We start from the raw sequence: 23,434 nt of genomic DNA, 5'->3' as shown, positions 1-23,434 counted from the left end.
CATGCGCATTGTCATTGACATGCAGGGAGCGCAGACGGATTCCCGGTTCCGGGGCGTGGGGCGCGTCACCCGCAGCCTGACGGAAGCCCTGATCCGGCAGGAGCGCCATGAAGTGCATCTGGCCCTCAACGGGTTGTTTCCAAGGGCCCTTGGCAGCCTGCGCGAGCAATTCGGGCCGCTGCTCCCCAAGGGGCACGTCCATGTCTGGCAGGCCGTCCCCCCCCTGGCCCTCATAAAGGGGAAAGCACGACGCCATCACGAATGGGCGTCGGCCATTTATCCGGAATTCCTTGCGGGACTTCACCCGGATGTGGTGCTCGTCCCCAGCATGATGGAATACACAAGCTACAATTTTTTCTGTGACCCGACGCCCCTCAAGGGCAAATGCCTGCTGGCCGCGGTGGTGTATGACTTCATCCCTTTGCTTCAGAAGCAGGAATACACAGACGCCGTGTCGTGGCAGAGATATGCCGAGCTGTTGCAACAGTTGCGCCAGATGGACGTGGTCTTTCCCATCTCGGACTTTGTGCGTGAGGAATGCAGGGAACATTTGCCAGGAATTCCCGCGCGGGTCCTGCCGCTGGGGGCGGACGCGCTCTTTTGCCCCGGGGAGCTTGCCCCCGCAGCACGGCAACGCCTGCTTGATGCGTTCGGCATTTCCCGTGAATTTATCCTTTACGCCGGCGGCCTTGACGAAAGGAAGAACGTCCGTGGACTTCTCCAAGCCTATGCGCGGCTGCCCCGCGAATTAAGCGCACGTTACCAGCTCGTGCTGCCCTGCGGCGGCCAGGCCCACATGCTCGAAGAGTACGAGGCGCATTGCGCAAGCCTCGGCCTGTCCGGGGAGGATGTGCGTCTCCTGGGCTATGTGAGCGACAGCGAATTGCGCGACCTTTACCGTTCCTGCGCGCTTTTTGTCTTTCCTTCCCTGAACGAGGGGTTCGGGCTGCCCGTTGTGGAGGCCATCCGTTGCGGCGCTCCCGTCATCTGCTCCAACGCCACAGCGGTGCCAGAGATCCTCGACTGGCCCGAAGCGTTTTTCGACCCCCGGGATGTGGATGACCTTTGCCAAAAAATGACACAGGCCCTGACGGATACGAAATTTCGGGAGCGGCTTGTCCGCAGGGCACTGGAGCGCGCGCCCCTGTTCTCCTGGAAACGCTGTGCCGAGATCATCGCCTCGGCGCTGGAAGAGCAGGGCGCCAGACGGGCCGCAGTCTGGCCCGACGAGGAGCCGCAGCTCCGGCTGGCACGGCTCTGCCGGCAGTTGGCCACCCCGTCTGCCGACAGGGAGACCGTGCTCCTCGCCGACGCCCTAGCACATACCTTCCCCCCGCAGCAACCACAACTCTTGGTCGATATTGGCACCTTGGCAATCTTTGATTCAAGGACGGGTGTCCAACGCGTGACCCGTGGCATTGCCCTAGAGCTAGTGCGTACCCCCCCCCGGGGCTGGCTCGTGCGCTTTGTGCACCCGGCGAAAAATAAGGGCTATTATGTCTACGCCCATGAGGCGGCCCAGAGGCTGTTCGGCTATGACGACGGCCTGGAGGGCGACGTCCCCGTGGGTTATGGCCCGGAGGATATCTTTTTGGGCCTAGACCTTACGGTTGACCAAACCGTGGACCATTTTGACTGGCTCAAGACGATGCACGCCTGGGGCGTACGCATGTATTTCGTTGTGCATGATATCATACCCCTACTTTTTCCGCAGTATATTTTTGAGGGTGTCCTCGTGAATTTTGAAGGCTGGCTACGAGCCATCGCCCAATTTAATGGTATTATCTGTGTTTCAGCAAGTGTGGCGGGAGAAGTAAAACACTGGCTTGCGACTAAGGAGCTCTTGCGTCCTAATTTAGAGATAGCATCTGTGCACAACGGGGCAGACCTAGAGCAAACCCAGCCTTCAATGGGGCTCCCTGAAGACGCCATAGAGACACTTCAACAACTGCGTACTCGACCATCCATTCTCATGGTGAGCACCATTGAGCCGCGCAAGGGTCACAGGCAAACGCTGGCTGCTCTCGAAATGCTATGGGCTGTTGGGGTGGATGTTAATCTAGTCCTTGTAGGCCATAGCGGCTGGAAGATGGACGATTTTGAAGCCACGCTGGCCTCACACCCCGAACTGGGGAAGCGGCTTTTCAGGCTTCGCGGCATCAGCGACGAATATCTCGCGCAAGTCTACGATGCCGCCACAGTGGTCCTGTCGGCGTCGGAGGCCGAGGGCTTTGGCTTGAGCCTTATTGAGGGCGCCCGCTATGGCAAGCCATTGATACTGCGGGATATCCCCGTATTCAGGGAAATTGCCGGTGAGCACGCCTTCTATTTTTCCGGGAGGGAAGCCGGGGATTTGGCCGCCGCCCTGAGACAGTGGCTGGCGGCGTACGCCCGGGGCAATGCGCCTTCTTCCACGGGTATCCGATGGAGCACCTGGCGCGAAAGCTGTCAGGCTTTGCTCGCCGCCATCGGTATCCATGTAGCGGAGAACGGCGGGAAAGAACCCTGTCGGAGGTCATCATGAGCGGCATCAGACGATATATTAAAGACCGGCTGAAATCGGTACCCCTCGTAGCCAAGCTGGAGAAGCGCTATCAGGCCGTTAGGCGGGCGGAGCAGTTGCTCGTTGAGGCAGCCCAGATAGGGAATGATCAGGTCAGGTTGAAGGACGAGCTTGCCAAGGCGATGGACGACTTGGTAAAGGTGAGGGACGAGCAGGTCAAGGCGAAGGACGAGCTGACGAGCTTGCTGGCGAATTTTGAAAAATCCGTGCCCGTGGCCTTGCGCGCCTGCGCCCGCAATGCCGCTGGCGGCGAAGAGGCGGCCTGTCGGGCTGGCGGCGCCCTCGCGCGCAGAATGGAATACGTGCGTGCCGAGCTGCTCCTCGCATGCGGTGGGCCATCGGCCTTGGCCCGGGCGCAACTGGCGGTTGCCCCGCGCATCCTCGCCCAGGAAAAATTGGCCGTCATGAGCGCGGACCGCAGCATCCGTTGCGCTCTCCGCTGCCAGGCCGAGGCCCCGGCCGATGTCCTGAATATCTGGACGTGGGCCACCCCCGGCGTGGACATCGTGGCCGAGCCGGGTAATCTCCCCTTTACGCCCGGCGAACTGGCGGAGATTCGGATAGATCACATGGATGAGATCTATCCCTGGGACTTTGCGCGGACCCTCCTGCCCTATTGGCGCGAGCTGCTGGGGCCAGAGGGGCTTCTGCGCTGCACGGTTTCGGACGGGGCCAAAGCGCGGGCTCTCCTTACCGAGGCCGGATATGCGGTCGTCGCTGCCTCCGCCGCGGATGCCGGGGCCGGCGAGGCGCCCCTGCATGAATTCATCGCCGCGCGCGGGCAGCTTGCATGAATTCCGAACCAAGGACGGTTTCCGTCATCATCAATACCGATGGCCGCGCCGACAGCCTGCGCGTTTGCCTCGAGAGCCTGCGCTATGTGCGCTACCCCTCCTTTGAAGTGGTGGTGGTGGCGGGCCCCACCAATGACGGCACATGGGAACTGTGCGAGGCCCTGGGCGATGCCATCGTCTTCGGGCGCTGCCCGGTGCGCAATCTTTCCAAGTCCCGGAATATGGGCATAGGCCTGGCATCGGGGGAGCTTCTCGCCTTTTTGGATGATGATTCCATTCCGGAACCGGAATGGCTTGACGATGTGGTGCCCGCTTTCGATGACCCCGGAGTGGGCGTTGCGGCCGGCTTCCTGCACGACCATACGGGCAAGGGGTATCAGTGGACCTTTGGCACTTCAGACCGTTTCGGAGATGTCGACCAGCATTGGAACCGGCCCACGCCCGAGTTTAATTTCCCCAAGGGCTTCTGTTTTCCCTTTGTCATGGCGAACAGCCTGTTTCGTCATGCGCCAGTCGCTGAACTGGGTGGGTTTAACGAAGAGTTTGAATATTTTCTTGATGAAAACGACATGATCGTGCGCATGGTCGACAATGGCTGGAAAGTCTCCCAGTTGAGAAACGCCTTCATTCATCACAAATTTCTCCCCAGTTCGATACGCACTCCAAACCGTGTGCTGACAAGCTGGTATTCACTCATTAAGAACAAGATGTATTTTTCCCTTATCCATGGCAAATCCTTCGCTTCCACTCAGGAAATACTGCATGTCATGGACGAGTTCGTTCAAAGGTGGCGCGGCGATGTGCGCTGGGCCGTGGACCAGGGCATCCTTCTCCCGGCCGATGCCGAACGTTTTGAGCGCGAGGCGGACAGCGCCCTGCGCCACGGGCTTGCGCGGGGATTGTCGGGCCGTCAACGACTGCCCGACCCGCACCTCCTGCGTGGGAGCGCATCCTTCAGGCCCTTTCCCAAATTCCGATACCCGCAGGGGCAGGCCTGTTGCATCCTCCTCTCGCAGACGTGGCACCCCGATCCGCCGGACGCGGCAGCACGGGATGTGCAGGAAAGGGCACGCCAGCTGGCGGCGGCCGGGGCGCAGGTGCATGTGCTCACCGCGGGCGAAGGCCATGACCGCATTGATTTTGAAGATGGCGCGTGGGTACACAGGATCCTAGTGCGGCACTCCGAAAAACCGGCGTGCGTTGCGGCGTCGGACTCCCTGTGGGACTTCTCGCGCACCATGCTCGACGAAGCGCGGGAAATCGCCTCCCGGCGCCCGGTGGCCGTGGTGTATGCGCCGGTAGCGGCGCGTGATGCCGCCGCGGCCTTTGCCGGCAGCGAATTCACCGTGACGTCGGACGCGGAATTTTCGCGCGCGCTCCCCGCCGCCGTACCGCCGGCCTGCGGGCACTGCCAGGACGGGAGGGCGCCTGCCAATGCTTAACGAGGATCTCCGCCTCACCAGGGTGATTTTCATAAGGGATTTCAAGTCCCAGTTCCGGCGCACCATCCTTGGGCCGCTCCTGGCATTTATCTCCCCGGTCGTCTACCTCATGGTGTTCATTTTTTTCCGCCTCATGTTCGGGCTGCCGCAGTCAGACGGCGTCCCCATGATTCCCTTCCTCTTTTCCGGCATCATGCTCTGGATGTTTTTCAGCAGCATCGTTAGCGGAGTGTTCCCCTCCATCAGCGCCAACCTCGGCATCATGCGCAAGATGCCGGCCAACCCGATGGTTTTCGCGGTCAGCTCCCTTGGCATGCCGCTGCTGACCGTCTGCGTCTACAGTGTCCTCATGATACTGATGTGCCTCTACTACGGCATCATGCCCAAAACCTCGTGGCTCGCGCTGCCTTTTCTTATCCTGCTCATCGGCCTCTTCGGCATGGGTATCGGAGTATTCGTCTGCGGCATAGCCATCTATCGGCGAGACATCATCGTGCTCCTACCCATCATCCTGCAGCTCGGCATGTTCGTGACGCCCATCTTTTTCCCCCCGGAGATGGTGCCCGCCCAGTTCCGCTGGGCCGTCACCGTCAATCCCATGGCGCACCTCGTGAGCATGTTCCGCGATGCCATGTTTCTGGGCGAATTCCCGGGCCTGTTGCCGCTTTGCATCTCTGTCCTCGTGACGGGCGCCCTCTGGCTGGTGGGCTACCCCTTCTTCCGGCGCACCATGCGTTATGCGGCCGATGTTATCTAGGAAATACGCATGAATGACGACATCATCATCGATGTGCGCAATATGTGGAAGCGCTATGGCCTTCCCCCCGTCCTGCCATGGAAAAAGACCGGGCTGCGCGAGGAGGAATGCGCACTCAAGGATATCAGTTTCCAGGTGCGCAGGGGCGGCTCCCTGGGCATCCTCGGCCACAATGGTGCGGGAAAGTCCACCCTGCTGAAGGTGCTCGCCGGGGTAACGCCGCCCGACAAGGGGAGCGTCGCCATCCACGGCCGAATTTTCCCCATGATCGAGCTTAACGCCGGCATCAGTATGGATCTGACCGGCCGTGAGAACATCCGGCTGCTGGCTACCCTCATGGGCTTCAGCGACAGGCAGATTCAGAAAATCGAGCCGGAAGTCGTGGATTTTTCAGAACTGGAGCAGTGGATAGACAGGCCGGTGTGGCAATACTCCAGCGGCATGATGAGCCGGCTTGCGTTTGGCATCGCTGTGCATGCCCGAGCCGACATCTTGCTGGTGGATGAAGTGCTCTCCACCGGTGACATTGTATTTCAAAAAAAATGCCAGACATATGTACAAAAATTGTTATCTGACGGCACAACATTGCTTTTTGTTTCCCATAGCCCATACTTTGTTGAACGAATTTGCGAGACGGGAATATTGCTTGATAAAGGTCGGCTTGTCCTGGATGGCGATGTTCACGATATTGCGAGTCATTATCTACAACGTTCACTAAAAAAATCTGAAAATTATATTACTAAAGATTTGTCCTTGGATATGGAAACCCGACAAGGCAGTGGAGAAATTCGAGTCCTAAAATGTTATATGAAGGGTGCACGTGGAGATGTTACGCATGAAATAGAGTATGGAGAAAATATTACTATAATTGTCGAATATATTGCGCATTGTGATATGAATAATATAGATCTTAGTATTGATTTATATACGACTGATGGAATACTTGTGACATGCTTTACCCACTTGAGTAAGGATAACATAAGCTATAATGTTAAAAAAGGTATCCATGCAATATCTTGCACGATAGGAAAATTTCCTATTAAGGGGAAAGGGTTATATTTGGATGTATGCTTTTCAAAAGATACGTTATATTCGATTGACTATGTACAAAACGCATTAATGTTTGATTCATTTCCAAAAGATGAAATAAGGAGCCAAACGTCAAGGTATCAGGGCCTTTTAGAATGTCCGTGTACTTGGGAGGAAAGATAAAGAATGTCTACAAATATTTCAATTATAGTACCGGTATATAATGCCGAAGAATTTCTGCCCAGGTGTTTAGACTCGATAGCAGCGCAAACACTAAACAGTATTGAGGTTATTTTAGTCAATGATGGGTCGCAGGGAAATTGCAGTGAAATATATTCCACATATAAGCAGAAACTGAATATCATTTATTTGGCGAAGAAAAAAAACGAAGGCCTCTTCCAGGCGAGAATTGACGGACTCCTTCATGCCACAGGCAAATATGTTTATAATCTCGATGCCGATGACTGGATACAACCGACGACGTGTGAAGACTTGTTTTTACTTGCAGAACAACATGGTGCCGATTTTGTCCAGGGGCCCCGGCTTGAAGGCACTAATGAGGACGACCTGAAGCTCTTCACAGGCTGTGACTACCATGATGTGGTCATGTTCGGACAAAATATATTTGACTCGTTTATGCGAGGCGGACAACTTTGGTCTGCATGTGGTAAGCTCTTCCGCAGGTCTCTGTACCTCAAAGCTCTTCTTTGGGCAAATCTTCCGTGTGGCTTAAACATAAATAATGCTGAGGGCTATCTGTTCGTTCTGATTTTTTGTATTCACGCACAAATATTTGTACGATCCGGGGCTAAAGGTGCGTATTGCTATTACACGAATCCCCACTCTCTCAGCAGGAAGTTCAGTAAAACCAATGAACAATGGAATAAATTTTTCACGGATATGTGCCTGGTGCAAAATATAAGTTATGGTCTTTATCAAAGACTACAGGTTCCACCAGATTTGTTGGATGCATGGAAAGCGCGACGTGAGGCATTTATAAAAAATTATATGGAAATTACATTAGGCCTAAAAGAGGATCAACGATGCTATTTCCTTTATTGTTTACATAAAATTGTGAGAGAAGATACAGAAGAATTTTTCTTTAGCAGGCTTTATGATATATATTTAAGATGTAGAAATTGCGATATCTCTATAGAAGAAAATTATCGATCTCTAAGAAATATCAAAACTTTTTTCTTGTCTCTTCTTAAATTGAAGTGAGGCAGCAATGCATATAGTTTCTTCTGGATATGGAATGCAGTATCTTCCATATATAGCGGTTTTTTTACAGTCCGTATCTACTGCGATTAAAAATAGTAAAATTTTATTCTATATACAAGATATAGATGAAGATTGTCTAGATATATTATGTAAAACCTATCAAAATTCAGAATTTATCGAGACGGATATCGCATTTCCGAAAAGGAATGTTGAGCGTATACCCTTAAAAATGAAAACATGGACTGAAGCGCTTTCAAAACTTAATGGGGATATCCTCTTTCTGGACTGTGATACAATCGTTTCAAAATCACCTCAAGGTTTCTTTTCTGATGCAGATATAACTTTTACCTCAAAGGATGAACAATTTCAAATCAATACAGGCGTAATGCTCACAAAAAATTCCAAGGCTGTCCAGTTTTTCTATCAGCAATGGACCCAGGATATTCTTAATATCCTCACAGATGAGCAAAGAATCGAAATCGCATGCTCTGCGCAGCATCATTTTGGGGCAGTAGATCAAATGGCCTTTTATGAACTGATAAACTTTAACTTGGAGAAAAACAATTATGTTTATAATACACCCTATGGTCCGATTTCTTTAGCCTCCATGCCATGCGATGAGCTTAATCAGGTGAATTCTGTCCCACTCAATGATAATATTTATATTTATCACTATAAAGGTGGCTGGCGACAAATAATCAAATCAGGGGAATTTACGCAGTATAGAAGATTTTACGAATCATATCCCATGTTATTACTCTTTCATAAAACATTAAAAAAAGCCAAAAAAGCGATGCTCTTAAATGGCGCTTCCCCGAAAACTGTAGAAAAATTTTCTATTTATCCTTTCAAATGGGGTTTATTTAAAATTAAATATTTCCTTCTTTCATTATTAAATAATAATTTATATAGTATTTAATCTTTTAGTGTCGATTTGTAGTTTATTCACAACCCTTAGAATTTATATTCCTTAAGGATTATGACTAGGGGAGGGCAGCGATGATATCCACAAGTAAAAATGGTGCAAACATTTACACTACTAGTATAAGTTATACCAGTCGTGAAGACAAGATGGCCTATGTCTATGATAAGTACAAGAAAATTCTTGATAATAAATCCATTTTAGACATTGGCGCCGACAAGGGATATTTGCGGGAGCACCTCAACGCGTCCTCACACTACATGAATATGGGTTTTGGGACAGCATTATCAAGCATTGGAATCTTGAGCATATTCCCTACCCCTTTGCGGACTAAAGCTTCGATACGGTGTTGTGCCTTGATGTTCTTGAGCACCTGGAACATATCCATGCGGCGTTTGATGAATGCCTACGCCTTGCGCGCGATCATGTCATCCCCTCCCTCCCCAATGGCTATTTGGACTCTTATACTTTTTTAAAGATTGGCCAGTACAAGGGCGGAAATCAGGGCATGAAATTCTACGGTTTGCCTTTGGCCCCCCCGAAGACAGACCCCGCTGGTTTTTTGACCGGAGGAGGCTGTGAATTTTATTTCTCATGGTGCGCGCAAGGCGGGTTTTGTCATTGAGCAGCTTGACTTCGGGCACGCCAAAATATCTGTATGTGAGAGGCTCTTTTTCAAAAAATTCTTCCACCCCACTTTTCAGGAAAGGCTCCTCACAGCCACCACCCTCTGGTTTGTATTGAAGCGCGTCCCTCAATAACGATACAAATATATTCCTGGAAACAGTATGAACCTTGTCCTGTTCATGACCCGGGGCATGTCCCTGGCAGCGTGGGAAGACAACGGCTCGCTTGAGCGCGAGCTGGCCCTCTATGCGGCGCTTGCCCGGGAAGGCTGGAAAACAACCGTCGTTTCCTGGGGCGGCGAACACGACAGGGCCATCGCCCAACGCTATCCCTGGCTTACGGTGTGTGTGAACAGCCGGCATCTGCCGCCCGGTCGCTACGAGCGGCTGATGCCTCTCTTGCACGCAAGGGAGCTCGCCCCCGCCGATGTCATCAAGAGCAACCAGGTCAACGGCGCGGACTGCGCCTTGCGCTGCGCGCGCCTGTGGCGCAAGCCCTTCGTGGCCCGTTGCGGCTATTTATGGAGCCAGAACAGCCGCGACGGCGGCAAGGAGGACTTGCCGCAGGCGCTTGCACTGGAGCGGGATGTCTTTTCCGGCTGTGATCACGGGATCGTGACCACCGAAGCCATGCGCGACTATATTGAGGATAGCTATGGCGTCGCGGGCGACAGGCTCCATGTCATTCCCAATTATATCACCGGCGCCTGGTTCGAGCCCCTACTCCCCGCGCAAGCGCCGGCGGCCAACGCAGTGATCACCCATCTCGGGCGTCTCGCCGAGGAGAAAAACTGTTTTGCGCTCATCGACGCCTGCGTGGGGCTCCCCGTCATCGTGCGTTTCATCGGGGATGGCCCCCTGAAGGAGGAACTCCGCCAGCACGCGCAGGCCAGGGGGGTGGAAGCGGAGTTCACCGGCACCGTCCCGTCCGCCGGGCTGCCTGACCTGCTTGGTCAGAGTGCGGTGGTGACGCTGGTTTCCCTCTATGAGGGCCACCCCAAGGCGCTCATCGAGGCCATGGCGCGCGGCTGCGCCGTGCTTGGTACGCGTGTGCGGGGGATAGAGCCCTGCATCGTGGACGGCGTCACCGGTCTCCTGTGCGAAACGGATGCCGCTTCCATCCGCACCGCCCTGGAGCGCCTGCTGGCCGACCCCGGCTTGCGCCGCCGGCTGGGTGAGGCGGCGCGGCATGCGGCCCTGCGCTTCCATGTCGACGCCGTGGCGCGGGAAGAACTGGCACTCTATGCCCGGCTGCCGAAGCTCTCGCGGCTGGACAAAGCTCTTGCAGCAGGGCATCTCGCACTTCGGGCAATCCGCAAGGGAGGGAAAAAGCTGCACGCCATGGCGGAGCAGCAGGTCCAAAAGGTGCGGGCCAGCATCGGGGCAAGAAAGCTGCGCGCGCTCCCCGGGAAGGCGAAAAAGTTGCCGGCCACGCTCAGCGCGAAAGCACGGGGGAAGGTCACAAGCGCCATCATGCGGCTCGTGCACTGGCGCCTGCGCGATGCCCCGGCCGCGGACGCCCTGCGCTTCCTCTTTGACCTCGAGAGCCGGCTGTACCCGCTGGAAGGGCGCTACTCCGTGGCCTACGACGGCGGCGTACACACCGAGCACAGGCATACCCGCTGCCATGATTTCTTCGTGCGGCAGCTCAGGCCGGGCGAGCGTGTGCTGGACATCGGCTGCGGCAACGGCTTCCTGGCATACGACATGGCCGCCAAGGGCGGCGCCATGGTGACGGGCATTGACCTGAACGCCGACAATATCGCCGTGGCGCATGAGCGCCATGCCCACCCCAATGTGCGCTTTGCCTTCGGGGACGCCCCGGAGGCTTTGCCCGATGAACGTTTCGACACGGTGGTTCTGAGCAATGTGCTGGAGCATTTGCCCGGGCGTTCGGCCTTTTTGCGCAGGATCAGGAAACAGTTGCGCCCCGGGCGTTTTTTGCTGCGCGTACCCCTTTTTGAACGCGACTGGCGCGTGCCCCTGAAAAAAGAGCTCGGCGTGGAGTGGCGGCTCGACCCCACCCACGAAACAGAATACACCCGTGAGCAGTTCCTGTGCGAACTGGCGCGCGCTGGCCTTTTCGTTGAGCATGAGGAAATCCGCTGGAGCGAGATATGGTGCGTGGCAAGCGATGCCGTCCCGGCCGTGAAAACGGCCCCGGCAAAGCCGCGCGTCACCGTGCTCATGTCCGTCCACAACGGCGAGGCCTACCTCGAGACCGCCGTCAACAGCATCCTGCGCCAGACGTACGGCGATTTTCTCTTTCTCATCCTCGATGACGCCTCCACGGACGCCACGGCCGGCATGCTGGCGGACTTTGCCGCCAGGGACGCGCGCGTCCGCATCGTCACCAACACGGAAAAACTGGGCCTCACCGCCAGCCTCAACAAGGGGCTGCGCCTCGTGGAAACGCCCTATGTTGCGCGCATGGATGCTGACGATATCTCCTTGCCGGAACGCCTCGCGCGGCAGCTGGAGCACATGGAGGCGCACCCCGAACTCGCGGCCTGCGGCTGCCTGTGGGCCTTATTTGATGAAGACGATCCTGAGGGACGGCTTATCCCCCAGGATGTGCCCACCTCCGCCACGGAGGTGCGCAGGTTCACCACGGGCAAGGCGCCCTGCATCAGCCATCCCGCCGCCTTCCTGCGCACGGGCGCCCTGCGCGCCGTTGAAGGCTACCGGGAGGCGTTCACCGCCGCACAGGACTATGACCTCTGGCTGCGCCTGCTCGAACGGGGAGAGTTGGATAATCTCCCCACCATCCTGCATTTTTATCGCCGCCATGGGGGGGCGGTCTCCAGCGCCCGCGTGGCCGAGCAGGCGATTTGCCATGTGCTCGCCATCATGTCGGCCGAATGTCGTCGGGACGGGCTGCCCGACATCCTGGCAAGCGGGCCTGCCAGCCTGGAAACGCTGGAGCGCCACCTGGACCCCGCGAGGCCGAGCTTTCTCATCTGGCTCTGGCTCCTGGTGACCCGCCCCGTCGACCCGCGCGGCGCGGCCCTCAAGCGGGCGCTGCGGCTGCTGGAAACAGGGGCGGCCGGGGAAGGCGCGCGCGCCGGGGCAGCCCGCAGGCTGCTGGCACAGTTGCGGGAGCGGGAGGATGATGGTCATCACTCATTGGAAAGCAGGATCATCGAGGCGTACAACAAGGCCTATGCTGCCATGAAGTGATGCCCTGCGCCAGGCATCCCGAGCCCTTCCCGCTGGAGCCCCAAGTTTAGGCGTCGCGCCGCCAGGCGCGGGAGCCGTCAGTCGGCTTGCTGCCCTCCCTCCTGGGCTACGGTAAAAATCATGTACCTTCCGTCCTTGCTCACATGTCTTTCCAGGCCTGTATCCTCCAGACTCTTTATCAATTCGATATATTGGGCGGCGTTCGCCCTCGTATCATAGAGAATGGTGTTATACCCCAGCGTTTGTGCGGCGCGGAAAAATTCACGCCCGCGCAACTTGACCAGCTCAAGCAGCCGCCGCTCCGCAAGGTCCTGTCGGTACCGGTTCCCGAAGCCGAGTATTGCTCAGGCATCAACACACCGCGTGATGCCGAGTCAGTGGACGCCATGCCGAGAAGCAAGCTTCACACGCCATCCCCCTCGATAGCCCCCTCGAGCGAACACGCAAGGTCTGCCATTTATGAAGCATAAGGCCGGACAACTTCAAATCGTCCTTTTTTCCGGGGGTACCAGTCTTATCTCCCGGTTCTTGCTCGACCGTTTGGACATGCGCCTGACGGTGGCGGTCAATGCCTATGACGACGGGCTTTCCACAGGGCGCCTGCGCGACTTCCTCCCAGGTATGCTGGGGCCAAGCGATGTGCAAAAATATAAGCTCCCTCATGGCGGCCGATGATGTGGCGGGGAAGAGCCTGAAATGGCTGCTGGAAATGCGCTTCCCGGATGCTCGAGAGAGAGCCTTGGCGTGCCTGCGGGCCATTGCGGCCACGGCTCCCGAAGACTGTCCCATGCCCGACATGGCCAACGCTCTCGCGTCGCCGAATTTTCGCACCTTGCGGGAACTGGCCGCGGACATAGGGGCGTTCCTGGAATTTCAGGACCGCCGCGAGGCCGAGGGATGCCTTTTTGAGTATGCCGACTGCTCCCTGGGCAACCTTGTCTTCAGCGGCCGCTGGTTGCGGCCGGGACGCGACTTTAACGCCGCCTGCGGCGAGCTCGGCGCACTGTGCTCCCGCCGGGCGGAAGTGGTGAACGTCACCAGGGGCGAGAACCTCGTCCTGACGGCCTTGAAGGCAGCCGGCACCTATCTTGCGCGGGAAAGCAACATCGTTTCCGCCCAGCACACGCCAGCCCCCATTGCCGAACTATTTTTACTGCCCGCCTACTGACCCCTCCCCAAATACAGGTCCATTGAAAAGTTAGTGTTCCTGGCATAGGAGCACTGCATGAAACGGAGTCGATTCAGCGAAGAGCAGATCATTGGGATCTTGCGCCAGGCCGAGGCCGGTATACGCGTAGTGGACTGATGCCGTAGGCACGGTATTTCGGACGCCGCCTTCTACAAGTGGCGGACAAAGTATGGCGGCATGGATGTTTCTGAGACTATGCGCCTGCGCCGGCTTGAGGAGGAGAACGCCCGGCTCAGGAAGATGGCGGCCGAGCAGGCGCCGGACATTTCCATCCCCAAGGATATCCAAAAAACTTCTGAAGCCCGCGTCATGCAAGGAGGCCGTACGCTATGTCCAGTCGGCGTATGCGGCCTCCCAGCGGCGGCCTTGTGCGGCACTTGGTGTCAGTCGCAGTACTGCGCGGCGTCCCTCTCCACAGGACCGGGATGCGGTTCTGCGCCGGCGCCTGCGCGAACTGGCTGAGGAACGGCGGCGTTTCGGCGTTCAGCGGCTGCATATCCTGTTGCGGCGTGAGGGGCTTGTGGTGAATCACAAGCGGACGGAACGGCTGTACCGCGAGGAGCGTTTGTCCTTGCACTTGCGGCTCACAAGGAAACGTCCCTGCCTGCCAATGCCCCATCGGTCCTGACGAGCAATGGGGCATGGATTTTGTCAGCGATAGCCTGGAGTCAGGGCGGCGTATCCGTATCCAGACCACCCTTGACCTCTGGGACCGATCGACTCCGGCTTTGGAAGTGGATATATCGCCTTCCGGTCAACGGGTGCGCAGGTGCTGGAGCGCCTTCGGTTGCAAGGACTCCTGCCACGCAGGCTTCTAACGGACAATGGCCCGGAGTTCACAGGTCATGCCTTGAATGGATGGGCGCAAAAACATGGCGTTGGCCTACGCAGTCGGCCCGGGAAGCCCACAGATAACGGTTCCGTAGAGAGTTTCAACGGAACGCTGCGCGATGAATGCCTGACCCAGAATATTTTCGTTTCCCCGGCAGAAGCCCGGCGTCTCATCGAGGAGTGGCGGCAGGAGTATAACTGCGACCGCCCCCACTGCGCTCTTGGGTGGCAAAGCCCGGAAGCTTTCCGGGCAAGACATCAACACTCAACCACGACAGGAACCACTAACTTATCCGTGGTATCGTGAATGGGGGAGGGTCAGGTCGATACCCCTTCGCAGCAATTTTTTGGCGTCATTGCATGTCTCCCGCGCTTCCTTAAGAGATAGTTGGGGGTATGTGCCAAGGGTAAGCAGTTTCTCGCGGCCCTGAAAGCGGAATTTCACGCGCCAGCTCCTGGTACCGCTGGGCGCGACATAAAGAAAAAGGCCATTACCGTCGAAAAACTTCCGGGCCTTGTCCGCAGGCTTTATGCCACGGATGGCGGTATCGGTAAGGGGCGTGGGCTATTATCTCCGGGCAGGTAAAATCTACCCCCGGAAGTACCCCGAAAAAGAGGGATGTCTATGGACAATAATAGCCGGGTTCATACTGTCGTCCAAGCCATTTCATCTTCTTTTTCAATGGCTTTTGGACTGTATTGAACCCGGCTGGCATTCAATCTGGAGCGGGAAACGGGATTTGAACCCGCGACCTTCAGCTTGGGAAGCTGACACTCTACCGCTGAGTTATTCCCGCAGAAAAGCTGGTGGAGCGGGAGACGGGATTTGAACCCGCGACTTCAACCTTGGCAAGGTTGCACTCTACCACTGAGTTACTCCCGCACGGGCGCCGCCCCGATGGGCGGATGGAAGGGTTCAAGCCCCTCCGCAGCCATATGAGGCCATATGACCGCCGAAAAGAAAACTGGAGGCGGCATCCAGATTTGAACTGGAGATGGAGGTTTTGCAGACCTCTGCCTTACCACTTGGCTATGCCGCCAATTCAGTGGAGCGGGAGACGGGATTTGAACCCGCGACTTCAACCTTGGCAAGGTTGCACTCTACCACTGAGTTACTCCCGCAGGAAGGAGGCAAACCTACGCTTTCCCCGTTTCACTGTCAAGCGCCGCGGCGCATTTCGCGCCCGGGCGGCAAAAATGGCCTGAAAAACGCGGGACAGGGCTGGCAACTGCGGCAGAGCTGTGCCCGGGTGTATGCGCATGGGCGGGCAGCCAAAGCACGACGAAAATGCCGTGCGCGCAGGACGTGGCCCACAGGTGGCCTCTCGGCGCGCGCTCCCCGGCCAGAACGCCCAAAAAGCGTCAAAAGGCCGTCTTGCCTAGTCGTCCAAAAGGCCGAGCAGGCGGGCGACGCGCTGCTCGTTGAGGCCGGAGTGGGCCTCGACGAGCTCCTGGCTCTGGAGGGCGGCTTCCTCTTCCACACGGGCGAGGGTCATCTGCACTTCCTCGGTGTTGGGATAGTGCGGCGTGACGGCCATTTTCTCCACGGTGTCGAGGGCTGGCGCGGCGGAGCTGGCGGCAGCCGCTGCGTGGTTCTCGGCCGGGAGCATGGTGTTCACGCGCTCCTGAAAGGTGGGGAAAAAGGCGCCGAGATCGTGGTTACGGCTGCGGAACTGCAATTCCATGGTCGTGCTCCTTGCATCGTAAAACACAGGCGGCAGGATTGTCCGCCCGGTAGCTGTCCGCAGACAGAGAAGCAAGAAGCATGCCTGACGCGCCGGTGCGCCGTTACCGGCCCCCAGGCCTACGGCACAAAAAAGCCGGGCACGGCGCCCCAGCGCCCGCCCGGCCTCGTGCTTCAGTGCAAAACCGCTCAGCCGCGCGCGGCCGCCAGCTCTTCGAGAAAGCCCGCCGGCACCTCGAAGCCCAGTTGCTGCGCCTTTTCCACGGCTTCCTGCGCCTCGTCGAGGCGCCCTTCCTCAAAGAGCACCAGGGCGAGGTTGTTCCACGCCGGGGCGAAGGCCGGCTCCTGTGCGATGAGCTCGCGGCAGAGGCGCTCGGCCGTGTCCAGCTCGCGCTTCATGAAATAGGCCGTGATAAGGGCGTTCTTGGCCTGGATGAAGTCCGGGTCCCATTTCAGGGCCTTGTTCAGGGCCTGGATGGCCTTGTCCGGCTCGCCGCGCTGGAGGTGCACAAAGGCGATATTGCTCTGCGGGATGGCGAACTTGGCCCGCGAGCCCGCGGCCTCCTCGTTGTAGCGCAGGCAGCCCTCGAGGTCGCCGCGCTCAAGGCAGATGCCGCCGAGCTGCACATAGGCCTCGGCCAGGTGCGGCGAATTGCGCAGGGCCGCCAGAAAGGCCTCCTCGGCTGCCACGAAGTCGCGCTTGCTCAAAAAGGCCAGGCCCAGGTTGTAATAATGGTTGGCGCACTTTTCGTTGGCCTTGATCTCGTCCTTCAGGTCGGCGATATATTCGTCGATGTCGTCATAATGGGCTTTCATGGCAAATGTCCTTCTTTTTTCAGCAGATCATGGTACCAGAGGCAGAAATCGAAGATGCCCTGGAACTTCTCGTCCTTGTTGATGACGCCGATGGCGCATTCCACGGCGCCCGCGCGGTAGGCCCGGTCGCGCGAGGCCGCGCCGTGCGCGCGGGAAAATTCGTCAAGCAGGTCCTGCGCCGTGCGCTGGCTGCGCTCGGTGCGGATGTCGAGCGGGTCCTTGGGCGCCTGGAAGGGGTCCCAGAGGTCATAGCCCAGGCGGTCCACGAACTTGCGCCGGCGCGGGTTCATCTTTTCATAGATCTCGCGCTTGAGGCGCGCCTGCTCGGCGGTGAGATTGCGCGGGACTTCCTCGGCGAAGAGGCGCGCGGCCGCGGCGCCGGGCTGGGGAGCGCCGGGAGCAGCCGGGGGGCGGGAAGGGGCGTCGCCCATGTCAGTCTTCCGCCCTGGCCGGGCCGATGCCGAGATAGTTTTCGTCATAGCGCGTCAGAAGCGCCATGGAGAGCGGCACATAGACCTCGCCGAGCTCGAAGCGCGACTCGACGGTCTCGGCGATCTCGCGGCTCAGGGTGTCGAGCCGGCTCTGGAAGCGTTCCAGCCGCACCGTGGGGTAGGACTTGCCCTTGTCGAAACGCGAGAGGCCGCACACATGGGCCTCGCCGCCGATCTCCGTGGGGATGCCGTAGAGGCGGCAGGTGATGGGGCGGCCGTCATAGAGCAGGCAGCGGTCGTCGGCCCCGAGCAGCGGGCAGCGCACGCGCAAGCTGGCCGCGCGGGCCATGATAGCCCTGGGGCTTTCGCCGTCCTTTTCGGCGCGGAACATCTCGCGCTTGTGGCGCGTGAGCGCGCGGTCGATCTCCGAGGCGCGGGTGAGGATGTCCGAGCGCTCGCGGCCATGCCCGAAGGCCGCGTTGAAGGCCGCGTTGACGGCCATGGCCTCCACCAGGGAAAGGTCAAAGAGCGCGTGGCAGCAGTCGCTGCAACCCTCGTGGCAGGTGACGCATTCGGGATATTTGGCCGTCACATGGGCGAAGATGGCGTCCGCCTCGTCCCTCAGGGTGGCGTAGCTGGCAAAGATGGGGCTCAGGTCTGGGATCATGGATGTTTCCTGGGGCGCCCCGCGCCGGCGGCACGGCTGCGGGCGCCAAATAGGGAAGTGCCGCCGGGCATGCGTATCATGCACGCACCCGGCGGCACTCCTGAACGGCCTCCGCCTGCGGCGCGAAAACGCGGCGCCCGGCGGGAAAGCTTACATTTCTTCCACGGTGATGGCGTTGCTCTCGCAGACCTCGACACAGGATTCACAGCCGAGGCACTCGTCGGCGTTGACGGGGTCGGACTTGCCGTCCTTCATCTGGTAGACTTCCACGGGGCAAACGTCCACACACTCGCCACAGCCCACGCACTTGTCGGTATCGACGGTCACATTGTAGCCCATTGTTTCCTCCAGAAATTTGGTGTTCCGCTTTTTTACGGGCAGGCCCTGCCCGCTCGCGTAAGGGATAGCGTCACGGGGGGAGGCTGTCAAGTAGCTCCCCGCGTTTTCCCCGGCGCGGAGGCGGCTTCAGGGCACAAGCCGCGCCTGGTAGAGGCGCCCCTGCCGCACGATCTGGAGGATGACCTCGGGCGCCAGGCGCTCGCGCCGGAACACGTCCACCAGTTCCTTGCGGCTTGCCATGCGGCGCCCGTCGATGCCGGCGATGCCGTCGCCGGGCCGCAGAAAGTCCGCCGGGCCCGCGTCGCGCACGGAGGCCACAACAGGCGCGCCCTTGCCGTCTTTTACGGAAAAGCCCCAGCGGCGCTCCATGAGGCGCCCTGCCGCGGCGTCATCCAGCGGCACGGGCGTGAGGGTCACGGTGCGCGTGCCGTTCTTGCGGCGCAGGGCCACGCGCACGCTCTCGCCGGGCATCTGGTTGCGCAGGGCGTTCACAAGGTCGCGGCCGTCGCGTAAGCCCGTGCCGTTGAGGGAAAGAAGGATGTCACCGGCCGTGATACCGGCCCCGGCCGCCGGCGTGCCGGACACCGCCTCGCGCACGAGCACGCCCGCGGGCTCGATGCCCAGCGCCCGGGCCGTGCGGCCGTCCACATCCTGCCCGAGCACGCCGAGCCAGAGCGGCGCGCTGTGGCTGCCGGCCATGATGTCGTCGAGCACGCGGCGCGCCTTGCCCGCGGGAATGGCGAAGCCGATGCCCTCGCCGCGCGCGTCCACAACGGTGTTGATGCCGATGATGCGCCCGTCGAGGTCAAGCAGCGGGCCGCCGCTGTTGCCGGGGTTGATGGCCGCGTCCGTCTGGATGAGGTCGGTGAGCATGCCGCCCTCGTTGCGGATGGAGCGCCCGAGGGCCGAGATGACGCCGGTCGTCACGGTATGATTGAAGCCGAAGGGGTTGCCGATGGCGATGACCGTTTCCCCGGGCAGGAGGTCGCCCGTATCGGCCAGCCGGGCCGAGGGCAGGCCCGAGGCGCCGCGGATTTCCAGCACGGCGAGGTCAAAATCGGGTTCCGCCCCGAGCACCCGCGCCGGGAAGTCGCGGCCGTCCTGCAAATGGACCATGATCTCGCCGCCGCCCGCGACCACATGGGCGTTGGTCAGCACGAGGCCGCGCCCCCCATCCACGATGACGCCGCTGCCAAGGCTCGCCCTTTTGCGGCCCTGGCTGCCCAAACGGTCAGGCAGAGGCCCGAAAAAGCGCTCCAGCGGCGACAGGGCGCCGCGCTCGGCAGGCAGGGCGCTCGTGATATTGACCACGGCCGGCGCCGCGGCCTGCACCACGCGCACCACCGGGGTGAGGCGCGCCGAACTGGCGGGAATGGCTGGGGCGGGAATGGCCGGGGCGGCAAGGGCGCTCCCTGCGGCAAAAAAAGCGAGCAGGAGCAGCGGCAACACCGGCACACGGAGGCACCGGCGCCGGAAAAATCTGGCCGGGCGCCCTTTCACCGTGCGGCCTCCTGCGCGGCCAGGGCCGCCCCCACGGTCTCGAGCAGTACGCCCTCGGCCGCTGCCATGGGCAGGTCGATGGTGCCGCCGGCGGCATTGCGGTGGCCGCCCCCGCCGAGGGCCTGGGCCATGGCGCGCACGTCCACCCAGCCGCGCGAGCGCAGGCTGAACTTGCAGCTTTCCTCCCTCTCCTCCCGCAACAGCGCGGCCACGCGCACGCCCTTGATGCGCCTGAACCAGTCCACCAGGCCTTCCATTTCCTCCTTGGTGGCGTGGCACTCGCGCATGTCCTCCCTAAAGACCGGGCACACGGCCACGCGCTCGTCGCAGGCGAGGCGCACGCGGCCGAGCAGGCGGCTCCAGAGGTGGACGCGGCCCATGCTCCAGCCGCTGTCCAGCTGCTCGCGCAGGTCGGCGATGCGGCAGCCCCCGCGGGTGAGCAGCGCGCAAAGCTCAAAGACATCGGCGCTGGTATTGCCGTGGCAGAAGCCGCCGGTATCGGTGATGAGCCCCAGCGCCACGGAATCGGCGAGCCCGCCCGTCAGCGGCTCGCCGAGGGCCAGCGCCACGCAGGCCATGAGTTGCGCCGTGGCGGCCGCGTCGGGCGTCACCCAGTTGGCCACCGTGCCCATGCCCGGGCCGCCGAGGTGGTGGTCGATATTGACGCTCGGAAAGTCGGCCACGCAGGCCGCGAGCTCGCGGCCGAGGCGGCCGGGCGTGTCGCAGTCGAGCAAAAGCGCGCTTTCGGGCGCGAAGGGGAGGTGCGAGAGGCTGGTGTGGAGTTTCGCCGGCAGGGGCAAAAAGTCCAGCGTGGCCGGGAGGCCCGTGGGGCTGTAGAGCGTGAACTCGCGCCCGAGGGCGTGAAAGATCCAGCCGGCCGCCGCCATGGAGCCCAGGGCGTCGCCGTCAAGGTTGACGTGGGCCGCAATGAGCACGCGGTCAAGGCCGCGCACGGCGTCGGCCACGCGCAGGGCGTCGCCGCGCCATTTTTCGGGCACGGCGTCAATCAGCGGCATAGATCTCCACCTCGCTGTCGATCATTTCTTCGGGAGAGACGGCTTCGAGCATCAGGCAGCACTTGTCCATGCGCGAGCGCAGGTGGCGCTCGCTGTTGGAGATGGACACCACCGCGAGCCGGAGCCGGGTGAGGCTGTCTTCCGTCCCGGCCTCGGCCACGGCCACGTTGAACGTGTTGCGCGCCTTCTGCTTCAGGCTGTTGGCCACGCGGCGCTTGGCCTTGAGGTTGTCGTTGCCGTCCAGGCTGAATTCGACGGTCAGCACCGCCACGAACATGGGCATGGTCTTTTCCGTGCACAGAAAGGGGCGGCCCGCGCTCGCCGCGCAAACCGCCCCTGATACTGCATCGACGTGCTACAAGGTGGCGGCTTCCTCCACGGTCTCGAAGGCCTCGATGATGTCGCCGACCTTGACATCGTTGAAGTTCTCGAGGCCCACGCCGCACTCGTTGCCCTTGACCACCTCGCGGGCGTCGTCTTTGAAGCGCTTGAGCGAGGCGATCTTGCCGGTGTAGATGACCACGCCGTCGCGCAGGAGGCGCACGCCGGCATTGCGGGCGATCTTGCCGTCCGACACGTAGGAGCCCGCGATGATGCCCACCTTGGGCACGCTGAAGGTCTCGCGCACCTCGGCCTGGCCGAGATAGACCTCGCGCTGCACCGGGGCCAGCATGCCGGCCATGGCACTCTTGATGTCGTCCACGAGCTTGTAGATGATGTCGTAGAAGCGGATGTCCACGTTCTCGCGCTCGGCCACGTCCTTGATGCGCGCTGCCGGGCGCACGTTGAAGCCGATGATGATGGCCTGCGAGGCCGAGGCGAGCAGGATGTCCGACTCGCTGATGGCGCCCGTGCCGCCGTGCACCACGTTGATCTTCACCTTGTCGGTGCTCAGCTTGTTGAGCGCCTCGGTGATGGCCTCGAGGCTGCCCTGCACGTCGGCCTTGAGCACGAGGTTGAGGGTCTGGGCCTCCTGGCTCTCCGCGCTTCTGGAGAGGAAGGTCTCCAGCGTGACCTTGGCCTCGGAGCGCAAATCGTGCTCGCGCTGGCGCACGGCGCGCGAATCTGCGATGCGGCGGGCGAGCTTGTCGTCGGCCACCACGAAGAACTCCTCGCCGGCCTCGGGCACGCCCTCGAAGCCCTGCACCTCCACCGGGATGGAGGGGCCGGCCTCCTTGACCTTCTTGCCCTGGTCGCTCGTGAGCGCGCGCACGCGCCCGGAGAACGGCCCGCACACGAAGTTGTCGCCAAGCCGCAGCGTGCCCTCCTGGATGAGCACGGTCGCCACCGGGCCGCGGCCCTTGTCGAGCCGGGCCTCCACGATGTGGCCGCGCGCGGGCTTGTCCGGGTTGGCCTTGAGGTCCATGATCTCCGATTGCAGGGCCACGAGCTCGAGCAGGTCGTCAAGGCCCTCGCGCGTCTTGGCGGACACGCGGGCGACGACTGTATCCCCGCCCCAGTCCTCGGGCTGGAGGCCGAGCTCGGCGAGCTCGCGCAGCACGCGGTCAGGGTCGGCGCCGGGCTTGTCCATCTTGTTGACGGCCACCATGATGGGCACATTGGCCGCGCGCGAGTGGTTGATGGCCTCGCGCGTCTGCTCCATGACGCCGTCGTCGGCCGCCACAACGAGGATAACAAGATCCGTCACCTGGGCGCCGCGGGCGCGCATGGCCGTGAAGGCCTCGTGGCCCGGCGTGTCGAGGAAGACGATCTCGCCGCGCTTGGTCTTCACATGGTAGGCGCCGATATGCTGGGTGATGCCGCCGGCCTCGCCGCTCGTCACGTTGGACTTGCGGATGGCGTCGAGCAGCGAGGTCTTGCCATGGTCCACATGGCCCATGATGGTGACCACCGGCGGCCTCGGCTTGAGGCTTTCGGGCGCGTCTGCCTCCTTGGGCACGAGGTAGTCCTCCTCGGAGAAGCCGGCCTTTTCCACCTCATAGCCGAACTCGGCCGCCACCAGAGTGGCGGTGTCGATGTCCAGCGACTGGTTGATGGTGGCCATGACCCCGAGCCCGAAGAGCACCTTGATGATCTCGTTGGCCTTGAGGCCCATCTGGTGCGCCATGTCGGCCACCCGGATGGCCTCGGTGACGCGGATCTTGCGCTTGGCGGCCTTGATGGGCTGGGTGGCCTGCGGCGCGGCCTGCACCTTGCCGCCCTTGCGGCGCGAGCGGCCACGGTTGAGGCGCAGCCCCTCCTCGTCGTCGCCGTGGCGCCCGAAATCGCCCTGCTGGAAGTCCACGGTGCGGCGGCCCTTGAGGCGCTTTTTCTTGCTCTGGCCGTCGCGGCTGTCAGCCTGGCCCGGGGCCGGCTGGCCAAAGCCGGGCGCGCCGGGGCGCGGGGCCCCGTAGCCGCCGGGCCGCCCTGCGCCGGAAGGCCCGGGCCGCTGGCCGTCACGATAACCGCCGGGCCGCTGGCCGTCGC

At 60.4% G+C, this 23,434-nt stretch carries 18 protein-coding genes, 4 tRNA genes and 2 pseudogenes; 10 read left to right on the top strand and 14 right to left on the bottom strand.

Going from position 1 to position 23,434, the window contains the following annotated elements; all coding sequences use genetic code 11:
* The first annotated feature begins 1 nt into the window (after position 1).
* From HDR50_RS01920 to HDR50_RS01875, 10 genes and pseudogenes are all read left to right on the top strand, one after another.
* The gene (locus HDR50_RS01920) at positions 2 to 2,524 is read left to right on the top strand and encodes a glycosyltransferase family 1 protein (RefSeq protein WP_291355426.1); all 2,523 of its coding nucleotides are present in this window, start codon (positions 2 to 4) and stop codon (positions 2,522 to 2,524) included.
* Positions 2,521 to 3,357: a hypothetical protein gene (locus HDR50_RS01915; RefSeq protein ID WP_291355424.1), complete on the top strand. Its 837-nt coding sequence runs from the start codon at positions 2,521 to 2,523 to the stop codon at positions 3,355 to 3,357. Before HDR50_RS01920 ends, HDR50_RS01915 begins: the two co-directional genes overlap by 4 nt.
* Positions 3,354 to 4,799 (top strand): glycosyltransferase family 2 protein, encoded by a 1,446-nt coding sequence (locus HDR50_RS01910; protein ID WP_291355422.1) that lies wholly within the window; start codon positions 3,354 to 3,356, stop codon positions 4,797 to 4,799. Before HDR50_RS01915 ends, HDR50_RS01910 begins: the two co-directional genes overlap by 4 nt.
* Positions 4,792 to 5,556 (top strand): ABC transporter permease, encoded by a 765-nt coding sequence (locus HDR50_RS01905; RefSeq protein ID WP_291355420.1) that lies wholly within the window; start codon positions 4,792 to 4,794, stop codon positions 5,554 to 5,556. Before HDR50_RS01910 ends, HDR50_RS01905 begins: the two co-directional genes overlap by 8 nt.
* 9 nt (positions 5,557 to 5,565) lie before the next feature.
* A complete protein-coding gene (locus HDR50_RS01900; RefSeq protein ID WP_291355418.1) occupies positions 5,566 to 6,768 on the top strand; it encodes an ABC transporter ATP-binding protein in 1,203 nt (400 codons plus the stop codon).
* 3 nt (positions 6,769 to 6,771) lie between these two features.
* Complete coding sequence (locus HDR50_RS01895; RefSeq protein ID WP_291355416.1) at positions 6,772 to 7,806, top strand: glycosyltransferase family 2 protein; 1,035 nt, start codon at positions 6,772 to 6,774, stop codon at positions 7,804 to 7,806.
* A 34-nt stretch (positions 7,807 to 7,840) separates the two neighbouring features.
* Positions 7,841 to 8,725 carry a putative nucleotide-diphospho-sugar transferase gene (locus HDR50_RS01890; protein ID WP_291355414.1) on the top strand — a complete coding sequence of 295 codons (885 nt, stop codon included), beginning with the start codon at positions 7,841 to 7,843 and terminating at the stop codon, positions 8,723 to 8,725.
* 791 nt (positions 8,726 to 9,516) lie between these two features.
* Positions 9,517 to 12,534, top strand: a complete 3,018-nt coding sequence (locus HDR50_RS01885; protein WP_291355413.1) for a glycosyltransferase — start codon at positions 9,517 to 9,519, stop codon at positions 12,532 to 12,534.
* Positions 12,535 to 13,195: 661 nt separating this feature from the next.
* Positions 13,196 to 13,702, top strand: coding sequence for a hypothetical protein (locus tag HDR50_RS01880; protein WP_291355412.1), 507 nt, complete (start codon positions 13,196 to 13,198; stop codon positions 13,700 to 13,702).
* 57 nt (positions 13,703 to 13,759) lie between these two features.
* Positions 13,760 to 14,861, top strand: a pseudogene (locus HDR50_RS01875) (IS3 family transposase).
* Here HDR50_RS01875 and HDR50_RS01870 read toward each other — a convergent pair.
* The 14 genes and pseudogenes from HDR50_RS01870 to infB form a co-directional block, all read right to left on the bottom strand.
* Positions 14,844 to 15,098 (bottom strand): annotated as a pseudogene (locus tag HDR50_RS01870) (Arm DNA-binding domain-containing protein); the annotation flags it as partial. The pseudogenes HDR50_RS01875 and HDR50_RS01870 sit on opposite strands and share 18 nt — an antisense overlap.
* A gap of 178 nt (positions 15,099 to 15,276) precedes the next feature.
* A tRNA-Gly gene (locus HDR50_RS01865) sits at positions 15,277 to 15,351 on the bottom strand.
* An 11-nt stretch (positions 15,352 to 15,362) separates the two neighbouring features.
* Positions 15,363 to 15,437 (bottom strand) — tRNA-Gly (locus HDR50_RS01860).
* Between the two features lie 83 nt (positions 15,438 to 15,520).
* Positions 15,521 to 15,594 (bottom strand) — tRNA-Cys (locus HDR50_RS01855).
* Positions 15,595 to 15,601: 7 nt separating this feature from the next.
* Positions 15,602 to 15,676, bottom strand: a tRNA-Gly gene (locus HDR50_RS01850).
* A 257-nt stretch (positions 15,677 to 15,933) separates the two neighbouring features.
* Positions 15,934 to 16,239 (bottom strand): pseudouridine synthase, encoded by a 306-nt coding sequence (locus tag HDR50_RS01845; RefSeq protein WP_291355411.1) that lies wholly within the window; start codon positions 16,237 to 16,239, stop codon positions 15,934 to 15,936.
* Positions 16,240 to 16,427: 188 nt separating this feature from the next.
* Positions 16,428 to 17,054, bottom strand: a complete 627-nt coding sequence (locus HDR50_RS01840) for a tetratricopeptide repeat protein (protein WP_291355410.1) — start codon at positions 17,052 to 17,054, stop codon at positions 16,428 to 16,430.
* Positions 17,051 to 17,485, bottom strand: a complete 435-nt coding sequence (locus HDR50_RS01835) for a hypothetical protein (protein WP_291355409.1) — start codon at positions 17,483 to 17,485, stop codon at positions 17,051 to 17,053. The genes HDR50_RS01840 and HDR50_RS01835 overlap by 4 nt, the downstream gene beginning before the upstream one ends.
* Before the next feature lies 1 nt (position 17,486).
* A complete protein-coding gene (locus tag HDR50_RS01830; RefSeq protein ID WP_291355407.1) occupies positions 17,487 to 18,152 on the bottom strand; it encodes a YkgJ family cysteine cluster protein in 666 nt (221 codons plus the stop codon).
* A 150-nt stretch (positions 18,153 to 18,302) separates the two neighbouring features.
* Positions 18,303 to 18,491: a ferredoxin gene (locus HDR50_RS01825; RefSeq protein ID WP_165078658.1), complete on the bottom strand. Its 189-nt coding sequence runs from the start codon at positions 18,489 to 18,491 to the stop codon at positions 18,303 to 18,305.
* 126 nt (positions 18,492 to 18,617) lie between these two features.
* Entirely contained in the window at positions 18,618 to 19,946 is a 1,329-nt protein-coding gene (locus HDR50_RS01820) for a trypsin-like peptidase domain-containing protein (protein WP_291355403.1), read from the bottom strand.
* Between the two features lie 41 nt (positions 19,947 to 19,987).
* Positions 19,988 to 21,007, bottom strand: coding sequence for a DHHA1 domain-containing protein (locus tag HDR50_RS01815; RefSeq protein ID WP_291355401.1), 1,020 nt, complete (start codon positions 21,005 to 21,007; stop codon positions 19,988 to 19,990).
* On the bottom strand, positions 20,994 to 21,284 hold the full coding sequence (locus tag HDR50_RS01810; protein ID WP_165078682.1) for a DUF503 domain-containing protein: 291 nt from the start codon (positions 21,282 to 21,284) through the stop codon (positions 20,994 to 20,996). The genes HDR50_RS01815 and HDR50_RS01810 overlap by 14 nt, the downstream gene beginning before the upstream one ends.
* Positions 21,285 to 21,362: 78 nt before the next feature.
* A partial coding sequence (gene infB / locus HDR50_RS01805; RefSeq protein ID WP_291355399.1) for a translation initiation factor IF-2 occupies positions 21,363 to 23,434 on the bottom strand: 2,072 nt, incomplete at its 5' end.

Origin of the sequence: Desulfovibrio sp. (assembly GCF_014803725.1) — a bacterium.
Taxonomy (GTDB): domain Bacteria; phylum Desulfobacterota; class Desulfovibrionia; order Desulfovibrionales; family Desulfovibrionaceae; genus Desulfovibrio.
The sequence above is the reverse complement of the archived record's forward strand: the minus strand, read 5'-3'. Positions and strand labels throughout refer to the sequence as shown.